17 protein-coding genes are annotated in these 21,668 nt (G+C 38.5%); 10 read left to right on the forward strand and 7 right to left on the reverse strand.

Going from position 1 to position 21,668, the window contains the following annotated elements:
- The first annotated feature begins 22 nt into the window (after positions 1–22).
- The gene (locus B6A32_RS16790) at positions 23–1,249 is read left to right on the forward strand and encodes an SAM-dependent methyltransferase (protein ID WP_085306073.1); all 1,227 of its coding nucleotides are present in this window, start codon (positions 23–25) and stop codon (positions 1,247–1,249) included.
- A gap of 96 nt (positions 1,250–1,345) precedes the next feature.
- On the opposite strand, the gene B6A32_RS16795 is transcribed toward B6A32_RS16790, so the two are convergent.
- The 4 genes from B6A32_RS16795 to B6A32_RS16810 all read right to left on the reverse strand — a co-directional run bounded on the left by B6A32_RS16795 (position 1,346) and on the right by B6A32_RS16810 (position 6,408).
- On the reverse strand, positions 1,346–3,478 hold the full coding sequence (locus tag B6A32_RS16795) for a putative bifunctional diguanylate cyclase/phosphodiesterase (protein ID WP_085306074.1): 2,133 nt from the start codon (positions 3,476–3,478) through the stop codon (positions 1,346–1,348).
- A 6-nt stretch (positions 3,479–3,484) separates the two neighbouring features.
- On the reverse strand, positions 3,485–3,979 hold the full coding sequence (locus B6A32_RS16800) for a Rab family GTPase (RefSeq protein WP_085306075.1): 495 nt from the start codon (positions 3,977–3,979) through the stop codon (positions 3,485–3,487).
- 135 nt (positions 3,980–4,114) lie between these two features.
- Positions 4,115–5,872, reverse strand: coding sequence for an OmpA family protein (locus B6A32_RS16805; protein WP_085306076.1), 1,758 nt, complete (start codon positions 5,870–5,872; stop codon positions 4,115–4,117).
- Positions 5,872–6,408, reverse strand: coding sequence for a hypothetical protein (locus B6A32_RS16810; protein WP_085306077.1), 537 nt, complete (start codon positions 6,406–6,408; stop codon positions 5,872–5,874). Before B6A32_RS16810 ends, B6A32_RS16805 begins: the two co-directional genes overlap by 1 nt.
- Before the next feature lie 792 nt (positions 6,409–7,200).
- Here B6A32_RS16810 and B6A32_RS16815 point away from each other — a divergent pair.
- The 3 genes from B6A32_RS16815 (at position 7,201) to B6A32_RS16825 (ending at position 11,541) form a co-directional block, all read left to right on the forward strand.
- Positions 7,201–8,784 (forward strand): alkaline phosphatase, encoded by a 1,584-nt coding sequence (locus B6A32_RS16815; RefSeq protein ID WP_085306078.1) that lies wholly within the window; start codon positions 7,201–7,203, stop codon positions 8,782–8,784.
- A 23-nt stretch (positions 8,785–8,807) separates the two neighbouring features.
- Positions 8,808–10,631: an alkaline phosphatase gene (locus B6A32_RS16820; RefSeq protein WP_085306079.1), complete on the forward strand. Its 1,824-nt coding sequence runs from the start codon at positions 8,808–8,810 to the stop codon at positions 10,629–10,631.
- A gap of 148 nt (positions 10,632–10,779) precedes the next feature.
- Entirely contained in the window at positions 10,780–11,541 is a 762-nt protein-coding gene (locus B6A32_RS16825; protein ID WP_085306080.1) for a hypothetical protein, read from the forward strand.
- Between the two features lie 85 nt (positions 11,542–11,626).
- On the opposite strand, the gene B6A32_RS16830 is transcribed toward B6A32_RS16825, so the two are convergent.
- Complete coding sequence (locus B6A32_RS16830; RefSeq protein WP_085306081.1) at positions 11,627–12,592, reverse strand: NAD(P)-dependent oxidoreductase; 966 nt, start codon at positions 12,590–12,592, stop codon at positions 11,627–11,629.
- A gap of 69 nt (positions 12,593–12,661) precedes the next feature.
- The gene (locus tag B6A32_RS16835) at positions 12,662–13,144 is read right to left on the reverse strand and encodes a putative 4-hydroxy-4-methyl-2-oxoglutarate aldolase (protein ID WP_085306082.1); all 483 of its coding nucleotides are present in this window, start codon (positions 13,142–13,144) and stop codon (positions 12,662–12,664) included.
- Between the two features lie 336 nt (positions 13,145–13,480).
- On the opposite strand from B6A32_RS16835, the gene prmA reads away from it, so the two are divergent.
- The 6 genes from prmA to purD all read left to right on the forward strand — a co-directional run bounded on the left by prmA (position 13,481) and on the right by purD (position 20,091).
- On the forward strand, positions 13,481–14,362 hold the full coding sequence (gene prmA / locus B6A32_RS16840; protein ID WP_085306095.1) for a 50S ribosomal protein L11 methyltransferase: 882 nt from the start codon (positions 13,481–13,483) through the stop codon (positions 14,360–14,362).
- 197 nt (positions 14,363–14,559) lie between these two features.
- Positions 14,560–15,537, forward strand: coding sequence for a tRNA dihydrouridine synthase DusB (dusB, locus tag B6A32_RS16845; RefSeq protein WP_085306083.1), 978 nt, complete (start codon positions 14,560–14,562; stop codon positions 15,535–15,537).
- A 5-nt stretch (positions 15,538–15,542) separates the two neighbouring features.
- Complete coding sequence (gene fis, locus B6A32_RS16850) at positions 15,543–15,830, forward strand: DNA-binding transcriptional regulator Fis (RefSeq protein ID WP_044832893.1); 288 nt, start codon at positions 15,543–15,545, stop codon at positions 15,828–15,830.
- Between the two features lie 225 nt (positions 15,831–16,055).
- Positions 16,056–17,651 carry a bifunctional phosphoribosylaminoimidazolecarboxamide formyltransferase/IMP cyclohydrolase gene (purH, locus tag B6A32_RS16855; RefSeq protein ID WP_085306084.1) on the forward strand — a complete coding sequence of 532 codons (1,596 nt, stop codon included), beginning with the start codon at positions 16,056–16,058 and terminating at the stop codon, positions 17,649–17,651.
- A gap of 261 nt (positions 17,652–17,912) precedes the next feature.
- Complete coding sequence (locus tag B6A32_RS16860; protein WP_085306085.1) at positions 17,913–18,740, forward strand: class I SAM-dependent methyltransferase; 828 nt, start codon at positions 17,913–17,915, stop codon at positions 18,738–18,740.
- A gap of 64 nt (positions 18,741–18,804) precedes the next feature.
- The gene (purD, locus tag B6A32_RS16865; RefSeq protein WP_085306086.1) at positions 18,805–20,091 is read left to right on the forward strand and encodes a phosphoribosylamine--glycine ligase; all 1,287 of its coding nucleotides are present in this window, start codon (positions 18,805–18,807) and stop codon (positions 20,089–20,091) included.
- 90 nt (positions 20,092–20,181) lie between these two features.
- On the opposite strand, the gene B6A32_RS16870 is transcribed toward purD, so the two are convergent.
- Entirely contained in the window at positions 20,182–20,922 is a 741-nt protein-coding gene (locus B6A32_RS16870) for a hypothetical protein (protein ID WP_085306087.1), read from the reverse strand.
- Positions 20,923–21,668 lie beyond the last annotated feature (746 nt).

Raw genomic sequence — 21,668 nt, forward strand, 5'->3', positions numbered from 1 at the left:
ATTCTAAAACAGGAGTTTAGTGGTGGAACAAGTATCAGGTTTGAAAGTTAAAAAACCAGCAAGTTGGATAGAAAAACGTTGTCGTAGTTTAGTTTTCAACGTATTTGCAAAAATTCAATATGGTCAAATTGAACTCGTTGAGCATAACCAACGTTTACTTTTCCCTGAATTTGCTGAAAACAAATCTTTACTTGGTCGTATCAACATTCATGATAACAGTGTCTATAAAGACTTTGTTAAAGGTGGATCTATTGGTGTAGCAGAAGCCTATATCGCAGGAAAATGGAGTAGCCCTAATTTAACCACGGTTATTCGTATATTTGCTCGTGCACAGCAAGAAGTAGACAAACTTGAAAAGCAAAAACCTTGGTTAACTAAGCTTAAATATGCGTTGTTGCATCGCGGCAACCGAAATAGTCAGTCAGGATCTAAGAAAAATATTTTGGCACATTATGATTTAGGCAATGAATTGTATACGCGCTTTCTTGACCCCGAAATGATGTATTCTTCAGCGATATACCCAAGTCAAGAAGCCAGTTTAGCTGATGCGCAATTACATAAAATGTCGACCATTTGTCAGCGTTTAGAGTTAACGGCAAGTGATCATTTATTGGAAATAGGGTCAGGTTGGGGCGGCTTAGCCATTTACGCTGCACAACATTATGGTTGTAAAGTAACCACCACAACTATATCTGATGCACAATATGATTATGCTAAACAGCGTATTGAGCAACTAGGACTTACAGACAAAATAACCTTACTAAAACAAGACTACAGAGATTTAACCGGTGAATTCGACAAACTAGTGTCAATTGAAATGATAGAAGCCGTTGGTTTTGAATATTTACCGAGTTTCTTTAAACAGTGCAATGAAAGATTAAAGCCGGGTGGAAAACTCTTGATCCAAGCCATTACTATTGCCGATCAACGCTTTGAACACTACAAACGTAATGTCGACTTTATACAACGTTATATTTTCCCTGGCGGTTTTTTACCTTCGGTTACTGTTTTGACCGAGAACTTAACGCAATATACTGATTTAGTTACCGAATCGGTTAATGATATAGGTTTAGATTACGCAAAAACGCTTGCTCATTGGCGCGAAGCATTTTTACAATCTTGGCCTGAATTAAAGCCATTTGGTTACGATGAAAAATTTAAGCGACTTTGGTTGTATTATTTTGCTTACTGCGAAGGGGCTTTTCTTGAGCGTTCGACTAGCACAGTACACTTAGTCGCAAGAAAATAACATCAAAAATATTGTCTTGCCCAGTATCAGTTATAAAGCGACTAAAGGCTGAACAAAGCAGAAAGCCTTTGTTCAGGTATGCTGATAGTAAAGGTATTAGAGCTGTTCATTAAGCAGTTTTATAAAATAATTTACACTGATCGGTCGACTAAACATATAACCTTGCACCGAGTTACAGGCATTATCGACTAAGAAGCTTAATTGTTCTTGTGTTTCTACTCCTTCTGCCGTGACACATAAATTTAAATTATGTGCCATGGCAATTACAGCTTTTACTATGGCTTTATCGTTATCGTCAGCAACAATTTCTTTAATAAAGGTTCGGTCGATTTTTAAGTAATCTAACGGTAATTTCTTTAAGTAAGAAAGTGAGCTGTAACCCGTACCAAAATCATCAACCGATACACTCATGCCCATTGCTCTTGCATTACTTAACAATGTTTCTACAACTGAGTAATCATCAACTAATACATCTTCAGTTACCTCTAACTCTAATAAATAAGGGGTAACTTGATTATTTTGAATACAGTCTTTTAAATAGGTAAATAAATTGCTATCGGCGACTTGAGAAGGAGATAGGTTCATTGATATTTTAATATCAAACCCTAGCTTGCTTAGCTGTTTTGATATTTGGCAGCTACGATTAATTACCCATTCACCAATGGTAATGATTAAGCCGCTTCGTTCGGCTACTGGAATAAAACTATCAGGGCTAACTAAGCCTTTTTCAGGGTGGTTCCAACGAATTAAGGCTTCAGCTTTATTAATGCAATTTGTTTTTATATCAATAATAGGCTGTAAATAGAGTTCAAATTCGTTGTTTGTTATGGCTTGCCTAAGCTCTTGCTCAACTATAATAAGATGCTGTGAAGCGTCTTTCATTGATTGCGAGTAAAATTGTACGGTATTTTTTTTGTTTTTCTTGCCGTTATAAGCACTTAAATCGACAAACTTCATTAATTCATCAACACCTTGGGCATCATTAGGATAATTGGCTACCCCCACGCTGATACTAATATGAAAACTGTTCGCTTTTTTTGTGTGAAACGGTTTGTTTATACTTTCAATAATACGCTGAATAGCTAATTCGCAGCTAGCTTGGTTGTCAATATTTGCAAGAATTATTGCAAATTCGTCACCGCCAACTCGGGCTACATAGTCTGTAGACTTTACTGCTGAGCTAATGCGTTTACTCAGCTCAACCAGTAATTTATCGCCTTCTTCATGGCCATAAAACTCGTTGTGGCGCCTAAATTCGTTAATATCGATATAAAGTAAATAAAATGCTTGGGCACTAATAATATGTTTTTCTAGTGTTTGTAAAAAAGCATAACGATTAGGTAACTCTGTTAGCATATCTTGCATAGCAAGCTTTTCGTTACGCTGAACCAAGTGTTTAACTGTACTGATGTCGTTGGCAAATATTATCCAATTCTCTACTTCGTGCAGCTTATTTAATACGGGATAAAAAGCTACTTTTAGCCATTTAAGTGTTGATGGTGGCGAAATCCAACATAATTCGCCATCCCAACTTGAGTGAGTCGCTATTATTCGTTCGTACTCAGGTAATTGGTTCTTCATTAAGTTAAGAATGATATTGATGGGACGCGTAGGCTCTGAGCCGTGAAACGTTTGTTCTTCAAAAAGACTAAGGGCTGCCGTGTTTTCTATATTTGTATTAAAATCGCTACTGGCAATAAATACAGCGAATTCAGCATTTTCTATTACTTTAGCCAGAGTTGTTAAAATATGACTTTGTTCTGAGGGTTGGTTTAAAATTGAGAGTAATCGAGTGTGTAAATACTCGTTTTTCAAGAAAAGCCGATCATAGGATAATAAAACTTCACGTGCTACCTGTTTAGTTTTTTGTTGTACTTTAAAGTCTTCACGTTGGTTTGTTATAACCAAAATATTATGCTGTTGTTGTTTTATTGCGATAGCTTCTAAATGTAATTCTGTATTATTTAATGTTGTTTCAGTCCACAAACCTGAACGTAACCTGCCGTTTTCATTTTCTTTCCACAACAATTTGGCGTCGTAGAGAAAATCGAATAAAAAAGGTGTTTCTTCATTGATGGTAAATACTTGCTGGTTGCCCGCTTGTGGGAATAAATCCTTCGCCCAGTCTCCTTCGCCTTCAACCCACCTAACGGTTCCGGTTGTAGGATCAATAACTTCTAAAATGATTTGTTCAAGGGCGTTTATTACTTTATTTAATAGCGAGGTCATATTTACTCATCCCTTTAATAACAACTTAGCCAAGGCTAAAAACATGGCTTCTACATTTTCCCCTGTTTTAGCGCTGGTAGAGAAATGTAGATCAAACAAGTCTTTGTAAACCTTATTTTCATTGTTTTCAATATTCCAAGTAGCAGGTAAGTCGTTCTTATTAACGGTTAATACAGCAGGGCAGTTACTCACTTGTCGAGCGAGTGTATGTATATCTAAACCTTCATGAAATGAAGATGTGCGGGTTTGATCAACAACGATAATGTAAGCAGCTGCGCCACGTAAGTACCTTTCTTGAAAAACGTTATAAGTGTCATTACCTTCCATATCCCATAGCATGAACTGAATTTGTTCATTTTCGAAGGTGATGGTTTTTTTGTCTATTTTTACCCCTATGGTGGTAAGGTATTTTTCGCTAAAAATGCCTTCAACAAATTGTTTGACCAAACTTGTTTTACCAACACTGGATGCCCCTAAAAGGCATATTTTCTTTTGAATCAAAGCGTCATCTCCATATTCGACAGCTAGGTGGTTTTATTAAGCTTTTAATTCTTGCTTTGTATAACTCTACATGTGTGTAGTTTGAGTAAAAATACTACGCTTATTTTTGCTAGTGTCACCTTATTACTTAGGCTGTTAATCGTTATTGGTAAGAATAACATTAAACATCACGGTTCTTGCTGAGTTAGTGATATCGTTAATATCAATTTGTCCCAAGCCTAAGACAAACATTTTTGTTTTATCAATACCTAACTGTTGTAGTACATCAGCAGCGTTATTTGCTCTTTGTAGGCTAATGGTTAAGTTAGTCGAGTTATTACCGGTATTATCACTGCTGCCTAAAACGAGTAAGCCAAAATTTAAGTTAAGTGTTTGTGCTAGCGGCTCTAATTGTTGAATGTATTGATAAAGTCGCTTTAAGGTAAGTTGCATCTCAGGGGTAATGGTTTCAACAGCAACAGGGAAATTCAATTGTAGCGCTGCAATTCGGCCAATAATCTCATTAGCTAACTGTTGTTTTACTTGTTGCGTATCGGCATTAGGTTGAGATGTTGCTAACTGTAATTGTGCCGTATTTAAATTATTACCGACTGTAAAGCCTGCAAGCCCTAAGGTGTTTAGGAGTTGTTCGGTTTTTGTTAGGCTTAAAGTACCAGAAAGAACGAGGAGATTATTTTGCCAAGTAAAATTAACGCCAGGATATGTATTATTAACACGTTCTATACGTTGGTGTAATATCGGGATGTCTAAAGAGTAATATTTACGCTCTATTATTGTGAAGTGTGCCGCATTTAATGCATTGCTGTTAAGCCAATCAGTTAATTCAATAGCGTTAGGATCGCGTAATACATCAAGCGTTATTGCCTTGAGGTTATCTATTTCAAGCTGCTTAATAATGACCCCAGGTTGAGAGTCTAACTGCATTATTTTGTCATGTAATTGAGAAGTTTTTAACCAATTAACGCCTTTGTACCCGCTATATAACAATATTAAAAGAACAATGGCCCAAGCAAACCAAGGTGTTTTTTGCTTGCTAGTCAGAGCTTCTTTTTGTTCTGATAATAAACAGTCGCGAAGCAGGCCGTCAGTTTTGCCAAATTGTTGGTTATCGCCATTAAAGTTATTGAGATCTTCAAGGTATAAACTATGGATGTTTTCAACGGTTAATTGGAGTTGATCGCTTATGCTTTGTGGAGGATTTCCTGTTACTGCTGCCACAACAAGGGCACTTGGACCGGGTTTTATTAATAAATTAAAGTTTTCTGTACTAACTGATTGTAATTGTTCTTTGAGCTGATCATCACTCGTTAAAAATGAATCACCAACAAAATCGTTAATCGCTGTTAACATTGCCGAGACAATGTCTGCATCACTCTTGTTTTCACTACCTAATGGGACAGTGTTTAACAAAAGACCGGTTTCTCGGTGAATAAGAAAAACATGCTCCACACGATAAACAAAAGTTTGTGAGGCGGCATATTGTGCGTAACTAACGCCAGTTTGTCGGGCTTTAAAACGCCACGTTAGGCCTTTAATTGTGAAACTGTTTTCTATTAATTGATTGGTTTTTTCCATAAAGTCGCTGAGAAAAGCCGCGACTGATTTTCTCACTAAACTACCAACAATGGGATATAAAGAAGTGACCATTTGTTCGCGGTTATGGGCGACAGATGTTTGAACTGAATCTTCTACAAAGGGTTGCAGGACTTTATCTACTGAATTATCTTTTTGTTGCCTATCGTGCAGCGCTTCAGTGATAACTTCAGCTACTATTTTACGGGCATCTTTTCTCAAACTGTCTGTAATTCTACTGTTATCTTTACCCAGTAATAATGTACGGACTTGTTCTAATTGTTGCGCTGATTCAGCTTCTTTTGCTGCATCGGATGGCATTATAATTCATCATCTTCTAAATTAGTCGCCATAGTTGCTAGCAATTTAGCGAGTGTTTTTCTGTCGGTTTTTGATGAACTAAGCTCTTTTGATACGCTTTCAAGGTGTGTTTTTAATTGATCAAGTTGTTCGTTAAAGTTATGAGAGAGTGTTTGGCTACCACTATCTAGTGCTTGTTCCATAGCTTTAAAGTCTTGTTGCGTAGCTGTAGCAAACATTTCATGTTCTGACGCTAAACTGGCAAGGTCTTTCTGTATGACTAATTCGTTTTCATCATGCGTTTTGTCTAGGTGCTGTATTCTTTGTTCTACATCGGCAAACTGTTGAGTGAAATTTTCTTGCATTTTATCAAGCCGATTTGTAATGCTAATGTTCTGCGTATTTAATGCTTGTTCTAAATCACTGCGCGTTAATGCAATTTGCTTTTTTAATTGTTGTTCGGCAACGCCAAATACAATTTGTCTGAGTTGATCTAGTTCATTAATGGGCGATTCATCTTGAGGCTCTGATTTTTTGGCGGTTTTATTGTTAGGCATCTACTACATTCCATTATTATTAGACAATTGTGATAAATTTAGTGTAACGCAAAATTTGAAAACATCCTGTTTTTCACGCATTTAGTCATCAAAAATACACTTATTTAACATTATTATACTTGATTATGATTGTCTATAATTTGTAAGCGATGTGTGGTTTATTACTCAAAAGATAGATTTAAGTCAAAAAAGCATTTTAAAATATGACCTTAGTGATTTGGATGATGAAATACAGCACAGGAGGGCGAACATTTAAATGCATAACGAGTATTGCGCCTTTAACTAATAAGATTATTTCATGCAAAGAGTTCAACTTAGTAGTGCTTAAATCAGCAATGAGCAGATTTTTTAGTTAATTCGTATGCAAAAATTGAAGGCTTAACTGAATTCAATTACATATCATCCATGGCACATTGCCGCGTACATGTAAGGAAGCGTAAAGTTTGGAACTTAATCTGCTATAGCAGACTCTATTGAGTTACTTGAACAATAAATTTTACAGTGGAGTTATTTATGCAAGATGATAATCAACTTATTTTAACCTACTCAATCGCAAACCATTTAAGAACTGCAGCAGTATTTATGTTACTAGTCGCTATTGTACTCGTGGCTTAGCTTTCTCGACCGAAATCCTTATAGCACCTTAACGTCACATTTCTGCAATAAAGTTTTCATCGTTCGTTCATTTTACTTTTACCTTATTGTCATTTTTAGTGCTTAGCATGCTGGTGATGTTAGTGCATGTGCATTAGCAAAACCTATTTCACTAAAAACAACACTAAAGGAAGCATTATGAACTCGACCTGGGTTTCACTTTCAGCTTTGTCATCTTTTTTACTCTCTAGCGTTGCAGTCGCTGGCGTTTTACCTAATGTGCAAAAAGACAGCCAGTGGTTTGTTGATGGTCAGCAAACAGTACTGACTAAAACTCAATTAACAACACGCAATAAAGCAAAAAATGTCATTTTATTTGTGGGTGATGGTATGGGACTTTCTACCTTAACCGCAGCACGTATTTTAGATGGACAAAATAAAGGTCAGTCGGGTGAAGAGGGCTATTTAAGCTTCGAAGAGTTTCCTTATTCAGCGCAAGTTAAAACCTATAATGTAGATGCGCAAACGCCTGATTCCGCTGGCACCATGACGGCAATGATGTCGGGTGTTAAAACCGATGTTGGCGTAATTGGCGTTGATGAAGATATTGAGCGTGGTGATTGCTCAACTGTTCGTGGAAATGAATTAGTTACCTCATTAGAAGTGGCCGAGATTAAAGGCTTGTCGACGGGGATTATTTCAACGGCTCGTATTACTCATGCAACACCGGCTGCCGCTTATGCCAAGTCAGCTGATCGTAATTGGGAAGATGTGTCTGATATGCCAGAAGCTGCTGTAACCGAAGGCTGTGTTGATATTGCCACCCAACTTATTGATTTTGAAAAAAACCTCGAACAACGTTTTCCAGGTGTTGATGTTGACGGTATTGAAGTGGCATTTGGCGGCGGTCGTCGTCACTTTTTACCTAAAGATGCCAGCTTTAATAGTGCTGATGCTGTCAGTGCCATTGAAGGTGACCGTACTGATGGCGTTGATTTAACCGCTAAGTGGCAAGAGCAATATCAAAATGGTCAATATGTTATTGACCAAGCCGGTTTTGATGCTATCGATGCCAGCAGCACAGAACGTGTATTAGGGTTATTTAATGAATCGCATATGCAATATGAAGCTGACCGCAGTAATGATATTGCTGGTGAGCCTTCGCTAACGCAACTTACTAGCAAAGCTATTGATATTCTTGATAATAATGACAAAGGTTATTTTCTTGTTGTTGAGTCAGGTCGTATTGATCATGGTCATCATGCCGGCTCTGCGTATAACGCTTTAACCGATACCATTGAATTCTCTAACGCCGTACAAGCCGCTATTGATAACACTAACCCGGAAGAAACCTTAATTTTAGTAACGGCGGATCATAGTCATGTCTTTACGATTGCTGGCTATCCAAAACGTGGCAATCCTATTTTAGGCAAAGTAGTTAATGTTGGGGCAACGGAGCCTGCTTTAGCGGGTGATGGTATGCCATACACCACGGTTGGCTATACCAATGGTAAAGGTTTCAGAAACTTAATAAACGAAACAAATGCTGACTTAAGCTATAACGATGATGCTTTAGCGGGGCGCCAAAACTTAACCACGGTTAATACGACGACAACCGGTTTTCATCAAGAGACCACCGTACCGATGAGCTCTGAAACCCATGCGGGCGAAGATATTAGTTTACATGCCTCTGGGCCTAGTGCGCATTTGGCACAAGGTGTTATCGAGCAAAGTGTTGTGTTTCATATCATCAATCAATCTCTTGGCTTAATTGCTAAATAACCTGCTAATCGAAAGGAATTAACATGAAAACAGTAAAAATTTTATCTTTAGCCGTGTTGGCGGCATTAGCCGGTTGTGATGGTGACGATGGTACAAATGGCACTAATGGTGTTAACGGCAATAGCGGTATTAATAGTCTGATCAGCCAAACATTATTAAATGTTGGCGATGCACAATGTCTTAATGGTGGTGTACAAATTGATTCAGGCTTAGATGATGATGGCTCTGGTGTACTCGATGCTAGCGAAATTGATGCAACTGAATATGTTTGCTCGCCAACCTTAACACAAGCACAAGGTTCAGCATTGGCAGCGACAACAAATAACCTTTGGTATGAACAAGGGCAAAGCGTTTTAGCGCAAGCTGAGCTTAATACTCAATCTTTAGTGAATGCTAAAGGTAAAGCGAAAAACGTTATTTTGTTTGTGGGTGACGGTATGGGTATTTCTACGGTAACCGCAACGCGTATTTTAGCTGGGCAAAAGCTTGGTAAAATGGGCGAGGAACATCAACTGAGCTTTGACAAGTTACCATATTCTGGTTTTGTTAAAACCTACAATGTAGATGCGCAAACTCCAGACTCTGCCGGTACGATGACCGCGATGATGTCAGGCGTGAAAACCGATGTTGGTGTCATTGGTGTCAGCGAAGCTATTAGCAGAGGTGATTGCTCTACTGTATCAGGCAATGAGTTAGTCACCGCCTTAGAATTAGCTGAAATAGCGGGTAAATCAACAGGTATTATTTCTACTGCTCGTATTACTCATGCTACGCCGGCGGCAACTTATGCAAAATCAGCAGACCGAAATTGGGAAGATGTTTCTGATATGCCAGCCGCTGCTGTTACTGCTGGTTGCGTTGATATTGCTGCACAGTTGATTAGTTTTGAAAGTGATATGGAAAGTAAATTTGCTGGCGCAGATGTTGATGGTATCGACGTGGTATTAGGTGGTGGAAGACGACACTTTTTACCCAAAGATGCGGCATTTAATAGTGCGGATGCCGTCAGTGCTATTGAAGGTGATAGAACTGATGGCCGAGATTTAACCGCAGAATGGAAAGCACAGTATCCAGGCGGTAGCTATGTGATGGACCAAGCAGGCTTTGATGCTGTTGATGCTAACACGACATCGCATTTGTTTGGTTTGTTCAATGAATCACATATGCAATATGAAGCCGACCGAGGTAATGATATTGCTGGTGAGCCTTCTTTAAAGCAGATGACCAGTAAAGCGATTGATGTACTTGATAATAACCAAGACGGTTTCTTCCTGATGGTTGAAGCGGGCAGAATTGATCATGGTCATCATGCAGGGAGTGCTCATGGTGCATTAACTGACGCCATGGCTTTTGCTGATGCGGTACAAGCAGCTGTTGATGCCACTGACCCTGAGGAAACCTTAATTATTGTTACTGCAGATCATAGTCATGTGTTTACCATGGCTGGCTACCCTAAACGTGGTAATCCTATCTTAGGCAAAGTAGTGGGTGTGGGCAGTACTGAGCCAAGTCTAGCAAGCGATGGTATGCCTTATACCACTTTAGGTTATACCAACGGTAAAGGTTTTAGAGACCTAGGCGCAGAAACGAATGCAGATGCAGGTTATAGCGGTGATGCAGTAACCGGGCGGGTAGATTTAAGCTCTGTTGATACTACTTCTGCGGGTTTTCATCAAGAAGCTTTAGTGCCTATGGGCTCTGAAACGCACGCGGGCGAAGATGTTGGTATTTATGCGTCAGGGCCGGGGGCGAATTTAATTACTGGTACGAATGAACAAAGTGTAATATTTCATGCCATGGATTATGCCGCTGATTTGGTTGCGAAAGCTGAGCAAGTACTAAACTAGCGAGCGCTAATTTAGTTCAGTCAGGGAAGTTGTCATTATAAAAATGGCACCTTCCTTTTTCGCTAATCTACATTCACCATATATATCAATCATGCTGACTAGTCATTGTTATCTAGCAACATAACTACATCTTCTTAATAGGTTTATTATGAAAATTATTGCCGCCTTATTATTCACCTTGCCATTAACGGCTAATGCCAATGAGTGTAAAATTTCTGCTGATGTGATCAGTGCTTATTATCAACTTGATACGCAAATTACTCACCAAAATATGGAACAACCGCCTGTTAAGCAATTATTCGAATTACACCGAAATCATAACCAAATTTTACAACGCAATGTAAGTAAAGGCGTGAATGATATTTGGTCATTATATGCTAATCGCTTGTCGCTCAGTAGAGTGTTCGACAAGTATCAACATATTATTGACTATCAACCGAATGAATTAAGGTATCAGCCACAGTGGCAAGACGTTTATCAGCTGGTTGCCATACCTGCATTTAATCAGATGCAATTGGTCGAACAAAAAGGTTCGGGATGTTTGCTTGAAGAGCACTATGTGTTGAAAGGCCAAGTATTAAAAGGCAAGGTGTTAAATGGTGATGAATTAAAGGAGCTACATAACGGTTATCAACTGGTATGGTTACCGAAATTAGGTTTAGTAAAATCTCTTACATTGCAAAATGGGCAGTTAACACAACAATGGCAGCTAACAAAATATCAACAAAAAGATGAAAAAATGCCAGCATTATTTAAGCAATACGAAACTTATCAAACAACTGATTATGCGGATGTTGGCGATAACGAAGGCATTCCATTTTTAGCTAAAATGATTAACCAAGGTTTTTCGATGCCGATATCTGAAACTAGACATAATGCTGCGATAACGCATAGCGGCTATCAGCACTAATTATCTATTCAGTTGGCACTGACTCGTTAATAAGAACCAACCAATATTAAGTAATTCATATTAAGTTATCACCAAGCGGCAGCTATTAATTGCCGCTATATAAATGCTTTTTAATAATTGGACTTTCAGCCAAGGTTTTGTTGCTCGGTAACTCTAATGTGCCGTGCAGCAAATAGATAACTTTTTCACCTTGTTCGGCTAACTCGAGTGCATGTTGAACATTAATTAAAATATTTGACGCTATTTCTTGAGGAAATTTGCTAGCGTCGCGTCTAATGTATTCAATAATATCGCTATTAACTTCTTGGTCGTAAAATACCGCATCAGCAAATTGCATTTCTCGGTGTGCATTAAGAGTTAAATTATCAGGGTTACCATCACCGGTGTGTATAAACACTATTTCCCCATCAGGTGCTGGCGTTTGTGTTTGCAAACTGGCGATAAGTTGTTGCTCAGCTTGTGTTGTTTTACCCGCTAAAATATTTTGACCGATGCTGCCACGTAATGTGCGTTCCCAAAAAGTACGACGGTCACGTATGCTTTTTACTCGTGCTTTTACATGATCTCTAAATTTAAAGGAAAAATCAGCTAACTTGCCATAACCATAAGGTAAGGTTTTTTCTATTTGTTCGCGAAGCATTCGTAATAAAATAGGCGCACTGCCTGAGCTCGACATCGCAATGATCATCGGCGCGCGGTCAATAATCGCTGGCGTTATATAATTACAAAGCTCAGGTTGGTCGACAACATTGGTCAGTAATTTTAACTTTGTGCTTTCAGCTGCTACTGCGCTATTAACTTCGTTACTATCTGTTGCGGCAATAACAATATTACAACTGCCCAGATGACCCGGCTGATAATTATGCTTAAGCCAAGTTAATTGATGTACATTAACTAAACGCTCAACACTACTATTAAGTGTTTCAGACATTATGGTGATGTTAGTTGTCGACTTTAATAACAAGTCTATTTTGCGGGCAGCAACTTCACCGCCACCTATTATCATGGCGTTAATATGTTTGGCGTCTAGATATATAGGGAAATACTTCATTGTTTTGACACTCTACCTTTATAGTTAACGTTTAATTTTAGCTACACCGCGGTGACTAAAATTATTTTACTAAAAGGATAATAGTGTTTTACTGATAGCTAAGCCATTACTATCACCATAAATATAGTGACCAGGGATAAAGTCTACCCCAGCAAAGCTAATATGAGTGTTGATTTCACCTTTACCTAATTTCTCAGTTTTTATTGGACAACAACCGAGAGCTTTTACGCCAAGTGCTAAAGTGGCTATAGTGCCAGCGTCTCGAATACAGCCATTAATAACAATAGCCTGCCAACCATTTTCTACTGCTTGCTCTGCTAACATATCACCAAGTAAAGCATTAGTGATGCTTGCCTTGCCATCAACAACCATGACTTTATTCGTACCATCTGTGGCAACCAGCTCTTTAACCTTCGAGTTATCGTTATAACAACTAACGGTAACTATTTCGCCAAAGAATATTTTCTTACCTCCATAATCATTAAAAATAGGTGCTGCTAGGTTAAGTTCGTTGGCATGATCATCGAATAAATCAGGGAGTAGATCTAACATAGGTATCCTTAACGTTTTGGTTGTGGAAAATTTTGTTAATGTTAACTTTATGATAATTACTTTAGCAGAACCGTGATTATTGATCTGTTACTCATGACTATACTCAGTATCAAGCAAAGTTATTTTCCTACTTATATAAAGGTTGTAAATAATAGGTAAAAATAAAGGCAGCATATACCGTCAGTTTTATAGCTTACTACATAGTCTGCAGCGTTGAGGTTCTTCATATATTAGCTGGTATTAATAAAAAGATAACCGTGGCTTTTTTGTTAGGTTATAGTTTTTTGTCAGGTTATAGAGTGATAAACTAGCAAAAAATATTTAATGAGAATAAAAATGCCTTGGATCCAGCTTAGATTAAGTGCTGATGAAGATACTGCCGAAAAATATAGTGATTGGCTTAGCGCATGTGGTGCACAAGCGGTTACTTTTATCGATGCTAAAGATACACCGATATATGAACCTTTACCCGGTGACGATGTTATCTATTGGAATAATACGGTAGTGATGGGCTTATATGATGCCAGCCATGATATGGATAAAGTGCTTAACTATTTAAAAAGCATTCATCCAGATAAAGCTAATATGGCATATAAACTTGAACAACTAGAAGATAAAGACTGGGAACGTGAATGGATGGATAACTTTCATCCGATGAAATTTGGCGAACGTTTATGGATTTGTCCTAGTTGGCGAGAAGTACCCGAGCCAAACGCTGTAAATGTTATGCTCGATCCCGGCTTAGCTTTTGGTACCGGTACCCATCCAACCACGGCATTATGTTTAACTTGGCTTGATGGTTTAGACCTTGAAGGTAAAACCGTGGTCGACTTCGGTTGCGGCTCAGGTATTTTATCATTGGCCGCACTTAAGCTAGGTGCTAAGAAAGTTATCGGTATTGATATCGATCCACAAGCACTGCAAGCAAGTTTAGAAAATGCAAAACGTAACCAATGTGAAGACCGTTTAGAATTATTTCTTCCTAAAGACCAACCTCAATTTAAAGCCGATGTGGTGGTGGCTAATATATTAGCCGGACCATTACGCGAACTTGCACCGGTAATAATAGAGTATGTTGCTAGTAAAGGTGTACTTGCTTTATCAGGTGTTTTAGAAGAGCAGGCTGAACAATTACAAAGCATTTACGGTGAGTTTTGTCAGATGGATCCGATAAAGGTACAAGAAGAGTGGGTGCGTTTGTCAGGAGTTCGTAAATAGTTTTCAATAAATGTCTTAAAAAATGAGCAGCTTTTGTTATCAAATTGTACGAAATCTGCTCGCATCAACACTTTATAAAATGTCAATATAAAAAACGTGAAAAAAAGCGCTTTTTGTTCAATTTATATCCTTTTCAATCTTAAAAAAAACGCGTAAACTTAGCGCCCTTTTGACTGGTAGCTCAAAAAAACAACAGCGTGAAGATAGGTCCATACACTTTAGCAAGCAATACTATGCTTGCACCCATGGCGGGAATAACAGATCAACCATTTAGACAACTATGTTGTCAGATGGGGGCAGGGCTAGCAGTATCAGAAATGATGTCGTCTAATCCAAAAGTGTGGAATACCGGTAAATCTCAACGTCGTATGTTACATAGCGAGGAAGCAGGTATACGTTCGGTGCAAATTGCCGGTTCAGACCCTGAAGAATTAGCTTTTGCTGCTAGGTTCAATGCTGATAATGGCGCACAAATTATTGATATCAATATGGGGTGTCCAGCAAAAAAAGTAAATAAAAAATTAGCAGGTTCAGCGTTATTGAAAGAACCCGCGTTAGTCGAGCAAATTGTTAAAGCTGTGGTTAATGCGGTAGATATTCCAGTAACGCTGAAAATTCGAACTGGCTGGTGTGAAAACACTCGCAACGGTATTGAAATAGCCAATATTGCTGAACATAACGGAATACAATCACTTGCTGTACATGGCCGTACTCGTAATGACTTTTATAAAGGCAATGCAGAGTACGACACCATTAAAGCAATTAAACAAAGTGTAAATATTCCGGTTGTTGCTAACGGCGATATTACTTGTGCGGAAAAAGCGGAACAAGTGCTGAATTACACTGGGGCTGATGCAATTATGATTGGTCGTGGTGCCCAAGGGAGACCTTGGATTTTTCGAGAAATTAACCATTTTTTGAAAACGGGTAGACATTTGTCTGCTCCTTCAACGGATGAAGTACGCTCTATTTTAATTGGGCATGTAATGGAATTACACAAATTTTACGGTGAATTTATGGGTGTATGTTTTGCCCGTAAACATGTTTCTTGGTACATGCAAACGCATGAGCAAGGAAAATCGTTTCGTTCTATTTTTAATGCACTTGAGTCAGTTTCACAACAACTTGACGCATTAACTATGTATTTTGATAATTTAACTTTAGAAAGAGTCTGAACTTTATGTTTGAACAAAATATTTCCTCTCCATTTATTACCGGTGATCTACAAACTCAGACAAAGGCCTCGCCTTTACGCACACAAGCGAAAGTAGCTATTAAAAACTACTTGTCACAGTTAAACGGTAATGACGTTGATGATATGTACGACCTTGTACTTTCAGAAATTGAAGCGCCAATGCTTGAAGAAGTAATGCAATATACGCGTGGTAATCAAACCCGCGCCGCTAACTTACTAGGCATCAACCGCGGTACTTTACGTAAGAAGTTAAAAAAATACGGCATGAACTAAAAAGTACGACAGGTTAGCCTGTCAATTAAAAGCACCCTCGGGTGCTTTTTTGTTTTTAGGGATGCAAAAGTTATCCAGTTAGTCAACTTTAGCATCCCAGTAGAAGTAAAAATAACCAGCATAACAATGATAATAGATGCGGTGTATTAATTAGCCCTGCAATACCAACATCTGTTATAGGTCAGACAACCATTTTATTTTAATTTATAGGTAATTAGAAAAACCATGGATACACCACGCCCAATCAAACGCGCACTATTAAGTGTTTCAGACAAAACCGGTATTGTTGAATTTGCTCGCTCGCTATCACAAAAAGGTGTCGACCTTTTATCTACAGGTGGTACCGCGAAGTTATTGGCTGAAAATGGCATTAAAGTAACAGAAGTATCTGATTACACAGGTCACCCAGAAATTATGGACGGCCGTGTTAAAACCTTGCACCCAAAAGTTCACGGCGGAATTTTAGCACGCCGCGGTACTGACGAAGCGGTAATGACTGAAAACAACATCAGTGCTATCGATCTTGTTGTCGTAAACCTTTACCCGTTTGCTAACGCTGTTGCTGATGAAAATTGTTCTTTAGAAAATGCGATTGAAAACATCGATATTGGTGGCCCAACTATGGTTCGTGCTGCTGCTAAAAATCACAAAGATGTCACCATTGTTGTTAACGCTCATGATTACGATCGCGTTTTAGCTGAAATGTCAGCGAATGATGGTTCTTTGGTTTACAAAACACGTTTTGATTTAGCCATTGCTGCTTACGAACACACGGCAGCATATGACGGCATGATCGCTAACTATTTTGGCAAAATGTTGCCTGCACATGGTAGTGATGAAGTTGCTAACCTAGAGAGCCAAAAGTTTCCACGTACCTTTAATAGCCAGTTTATTAAAAAACAAGACTTACGCTACGGTGAAAACTCACATCAAGATGCTGCATTCTATGTAGAAGCATCGCCTGAAGAAGCCTCTGTTTCAACAGCGAACCAAATTCAAGGTAAAGCGTTATCTTATAACAACATTGCTGATACAGACGCTGCACTAGAATGTGTTAAAGAATTTGACGAGCCAGCATGCGTTATTGTTAAACATGCAAACCCATGTGGTGTTGCGATTGGTGATGATATTTTAGCCGCTTATGAAGGGGCTTATAAAACAGACCCAACGTCTGCTTTTGGTGGCATTATTGCTTTTAACCGTGAGTTAGATGAAGCAACTGCACAAGCTATTGTTTCACGTCAATTTGTTGAAGTAATTATCGCGCCGAGTATTTCTGATGCTGCAGCAAAAATTGTTGCCACTAAACCTAACCTACGTTTACTTGCTTGTGGCCAATGGTCTGCTAAAACAACAGGCTTTGATTTTAAACGTGTAAACGGTGGTTTGTTAGTACAAGACACAGATCAAGGCAGTGTAACTCGTGATGAACTAACTGTTGTAACTAAGCGTCAGCCTACATCTGAAGAAATGCGCGATTTACAATTTTGTTGGAAAGTGGCGAAATACGTTAAATCAAACGCTATTGTTTATGTAAAAAATAGTTCTACTATTGGTGTCGGTGCAGGCCAAATGAGTCGCGTATACTCAGCAAAAGTTGCTGGTATTAAAGCTGCAGACGAAAATCTAGAAGTGGCAGGTTCAGTAATGGCATCAGACGCTTTCTTCCCATTTCGTGATGGTTTAGATGCCGCTGCAGAAGCTGGTATTACTGCGGTAATTCAACCTGGTGGTTCAATGCGTGACAATGAAGTTATTGCAGCAGCAGACGAACATAATATCGCTATGGTATTTACGGGTATGCGTCACTTCCGTCATTAAAAGCTAAAATGTAAAAGCTATGCTCAGGGTATGTTTCGTTCTGAGCATAGCTATTTTTAATATCGACTTTGGCATAACTGTTTGGCTCAGTTAAAAAACACCTTTAAATTTTTGGCTACACATAAACTTAAAGGTTGAAACCCGCAATTAAGTTTAAATGCCGTTTTTTGTCGATAAGATAAAACTTTCGACACTGAACATCTGAAAGAAATCTGCTATAACTAGTTTCTATAAAAATTTACTCGTTAATGGAAGATAAAAATGCAAACAACAACTCAAACGTTCAAAAAAGTTTTTACCGCGTCAATCGTGTCTGCAACTTTATTATGCTCAGGTTTCGTTGCTGCTCATCAAGATGCTCATCACCAAAGCCAACTTGAAAAAGCAATTGCTGGCGATCATCGTTCAGAAAAAAACAAGTCACGTGATGAATATCGTCATCCTAAACAAACTCTCGAGTTTTTTGGTTTTAATCCAATGATGACTGTTGTCGAAATTACTCCAGGCGGTGGTTGGTATACTGAAATTCTAGCACCAGCGGTTAAAGGTAAAGGAAAGCTTTACGGAGCACATTACCCAGATACAGGTGAAGATAACTACTATAGTAACTCTCGTAAGCAATTAGTTAAAAAGCTGGCAAGTAATGAAGTTTATAGCGAAGTAGAGTTAACTAACTTTGTACCACGTCAAGCAAGTGAACTTGCTCCTGCAGGTACTGCCGATATGGTACTAACTTTTCGTAATTTACATAACTGGCGTGATGAAGGTGTAGAGCAAGTATTTAAAGATGCCTACAAAGCCCTGAAAAAAGGTGGCGTACTTGGCGTAGTTGAACACCGTTTACCTGAAGGCGTAGATCCTAAAAAAGCGGTTGGTTATGTATCGCAAAATAAAACAATAGCGCAAGCAAAAGCCGCTGGTTTTACTTTAGCGGCTAGCAGCGAAATTAATGCTAACCCCAAAGATAAAGCGGTTTATCCAAAAGGTGTTTGGACGTTGCCACCCGTATTACGTTTAGGCGATGAAGATAAAGCTAAATATATGGCGATTGGCGAAAGCGATCGCATGACATTAAAATTTGTAAAATAATATTGAGTCGCTATGACTTAACTATATAGGTCATAGCAACTTAACCAACTAGGAATGTAAGTGAATGAATGTTTTGGTCATTGGTAGTGGCGGTCGAGAGCATGCTTTAGCATGGAAAGCTGCACAATCAACTTCAGTAACAAAAGTATATGTAGCGCCTGGCAATGCCGGCACAGCTACAGAAGATAAACTAGAAAATATTGCCATGTCTGCTGACGATATTCCTGCGTTAGTTGATTTTGCTAAGCAAAATAATGTTGTGTTAACTATTGTTGGCCCAGAGCAGCCGCTTGTTGATGGTGTAGTAGATGCTTTTCAAACTGAAGGTTTAATGATCTTTGGTCCTAGTGCGAAGGCGGCACAGCTTGAAGGTTCTAAATCATTTACAAAAGACTTTTTAGCAAGAAATAATATTCCAACTGGCAGTTATCAAACATTTACTGAAATTGAACCTGCTCTGACTTATGTTCGAGAGCAAGGCGCTCCTATAGTAGTTAAAGCCGATGGCCTTGCTGCTGGTAAAGGTGTAATAGTTGCTATGACTCTTGAAGAAGCAGAAGACGCTATTCAAGACATGCTTGCAGGTAACGCTTTTGGTGATGCAGGACATCGTGTGGTTATAGAAGAGTTTTTAACCGGTGAAGAAGCCAGCTTTATTGTTATGGTTGATGGTAAAAATGTTCTAGCATTTGCTACCAGCCAAGATCATAAGCGTGCATATAATGGTGACAAAGGGCCAAATACTGGTGGCATGGGAGCTTATTCTCCTGCTCCTGTCGTAACGCCAGAAATTCATCAACGCGCGATGAATGAAGTTATTATGCCTACCGTTGAAGGCATGGCAAAAGAAGGTGCTCCATACACTGGATTTTTATATGCTGGTTTGATGATTGACGCTGATGGTACGCCAAAAGTTATTGAATACAATTGTCGTTTTGGTGATCCTGAAACACAGCCTATTATGATGCGATTAAAGTCAGATCTTGTTGAACTATGTATGATGGCTTGTCGTGGTGAATTAGACAAAGCAACAATTGACTTTGATCCACGTCCAGCCGTAGGTGTTGTAATGGCTGCTGCAAATTACCCTGCTAGTTACCCTAAAGGTGATGTAATTTCAGGCTTAGATATAAATACACAAGCGGACCGTAAAATATTCCATGCGGGCACAGCAAACAAAGATGGAGCGATAGTTACCGCCGGTGGTCGAGTGTTATGTGCAACAGCCATTGGTAACAATGTTACTCAGGCACAACAATCAGCGTATGAATTATTAAAGCAGATATCATGGCCAGGTGTTGAGTATAGAACAGATATTGCTTATCGAGCCATTGAACGTGAATCTAGTTAGACGAGTAAGCTAATTAATAGACAACAAAAAGCCCAGATTATCTGGGCTTTTTGTTGAGCGCTAAAGCGAAGTTATAATTAACTATAGAATTTAGCGTAATTTAGCAAAAGTTTCTTTATTGGCACCACCGGCTATTGCAGCGGCAATAGCTGAGTTTTTATCGACACCAGAATCTATCGCTGCATTTACAATGTTTTCGTATTCAGTATCTTTACTTTGAGTAACCGCTGTTTTAACTACATTATCCGCTTGGTTAGGAAATAGCGCCAAAATATCCTTTACAATGTTTGTTGCTTGTTCAGGTATAGCAGTAATAGCCGCAGTTAAAATATCTAACACTTTACTCGGATAGCTAGACGCGGTGTTATTCACAATGTTACTAGTATCGTAAGGCTCGGTGCGTATTGCTACTCGAACAATATTTTCAATTTCAGTCGGAATAAACTTTACGGCGGTATTGACTATCTCTTGGGCATAAGCAGGCTCAGCAGTAATTGCTATTTCAACTAACTCGCTGCTTGGGGCAACATTAGCTTTAATAGAATTCTCAATTACATCACAAGCAAGCACAGGTTGAGCTGATAAAGCGCCTAACATAATTTGGCGGTACTCTTCAGGGTAGCGCTTAAAGGCCACCGCCATTACCACGTCAACCTTTTCAGGGTAACGTGAAAGAATAGAGTTGACACTACTTTGAATTGTTCTATGTTTCTTTACTTGTTGGTTTAATATTTTAGCTATTAAACGTTCCTGTTTATACTCAGCAATATCCTTCGCCATAACTGCACTACTAATACCAGCAAGAAAAAAGAAGGTAATTAATTTTTTCATTTACTATGCTCTCTGAGCAAACATCAAGGAAAATTCCAACATGTTTGTATTATTATTCTTATGTCCAAATCAATATAGAGTATAAGCTAAGATATATCTCCTGTTTATTTGTACATATAAATAGATATTTTTCAATTAAATGCTAGCCCAATTCAGCTAACTACATACTTCTTAGTCTGTTAACTAAGCAAATAGTTCAATTAAAAAGCAAACAAACACTTTTATGCAATTTAATTACAATTAGCGGTTGACGTGAGATGAAAAATCTCTAAAATGCGCTCCACTTCTTCGGGACAAGTCGAAGAGGTTGTTTTAATGAGTTATCTAGCGCGGTTTAGGCCGATTTGGTTAACTTAACGTTTTAAAGTTAAGTTTGAATCTTCTGAAAAGAAAGTTTAAAAAAAACGAAATAAAACGTTGACATTGAAACAGAGTTGCGTAGAATGCGCATCTCGCTTCAGGCAAGGCCTGTAGCAACGAAGCAAAGCGAATGAGATTTTGTTTCGGTTAGTTTTTTACTTTGAGTTTAAACTAACGTTCTTTAACAATTAGTTATCATGCAATTTGTGTGGACACTCACATTAACGTTGATTTTACATAGTTATCCTCGGATAACAAAAAAACAGCTTAATATGATGTCACACAAAATAAGTATCATTTAGGTCTTCGGATTTAAATAATACGTTTTATGTAGTTACTTAGTTCCTAGTCGGGATTAAGTAACACGACAGAATTCATTGAGCAGA

The organism is Colwellia polaris (assembly GCF_002104515.1).
GTDB lineage: Bacteria > Pseudomonadota > Gammaproteobacteria > Enterobacterales > Alteromonadaceae > Cognaticolwellia > Cognaticolwellia polaris.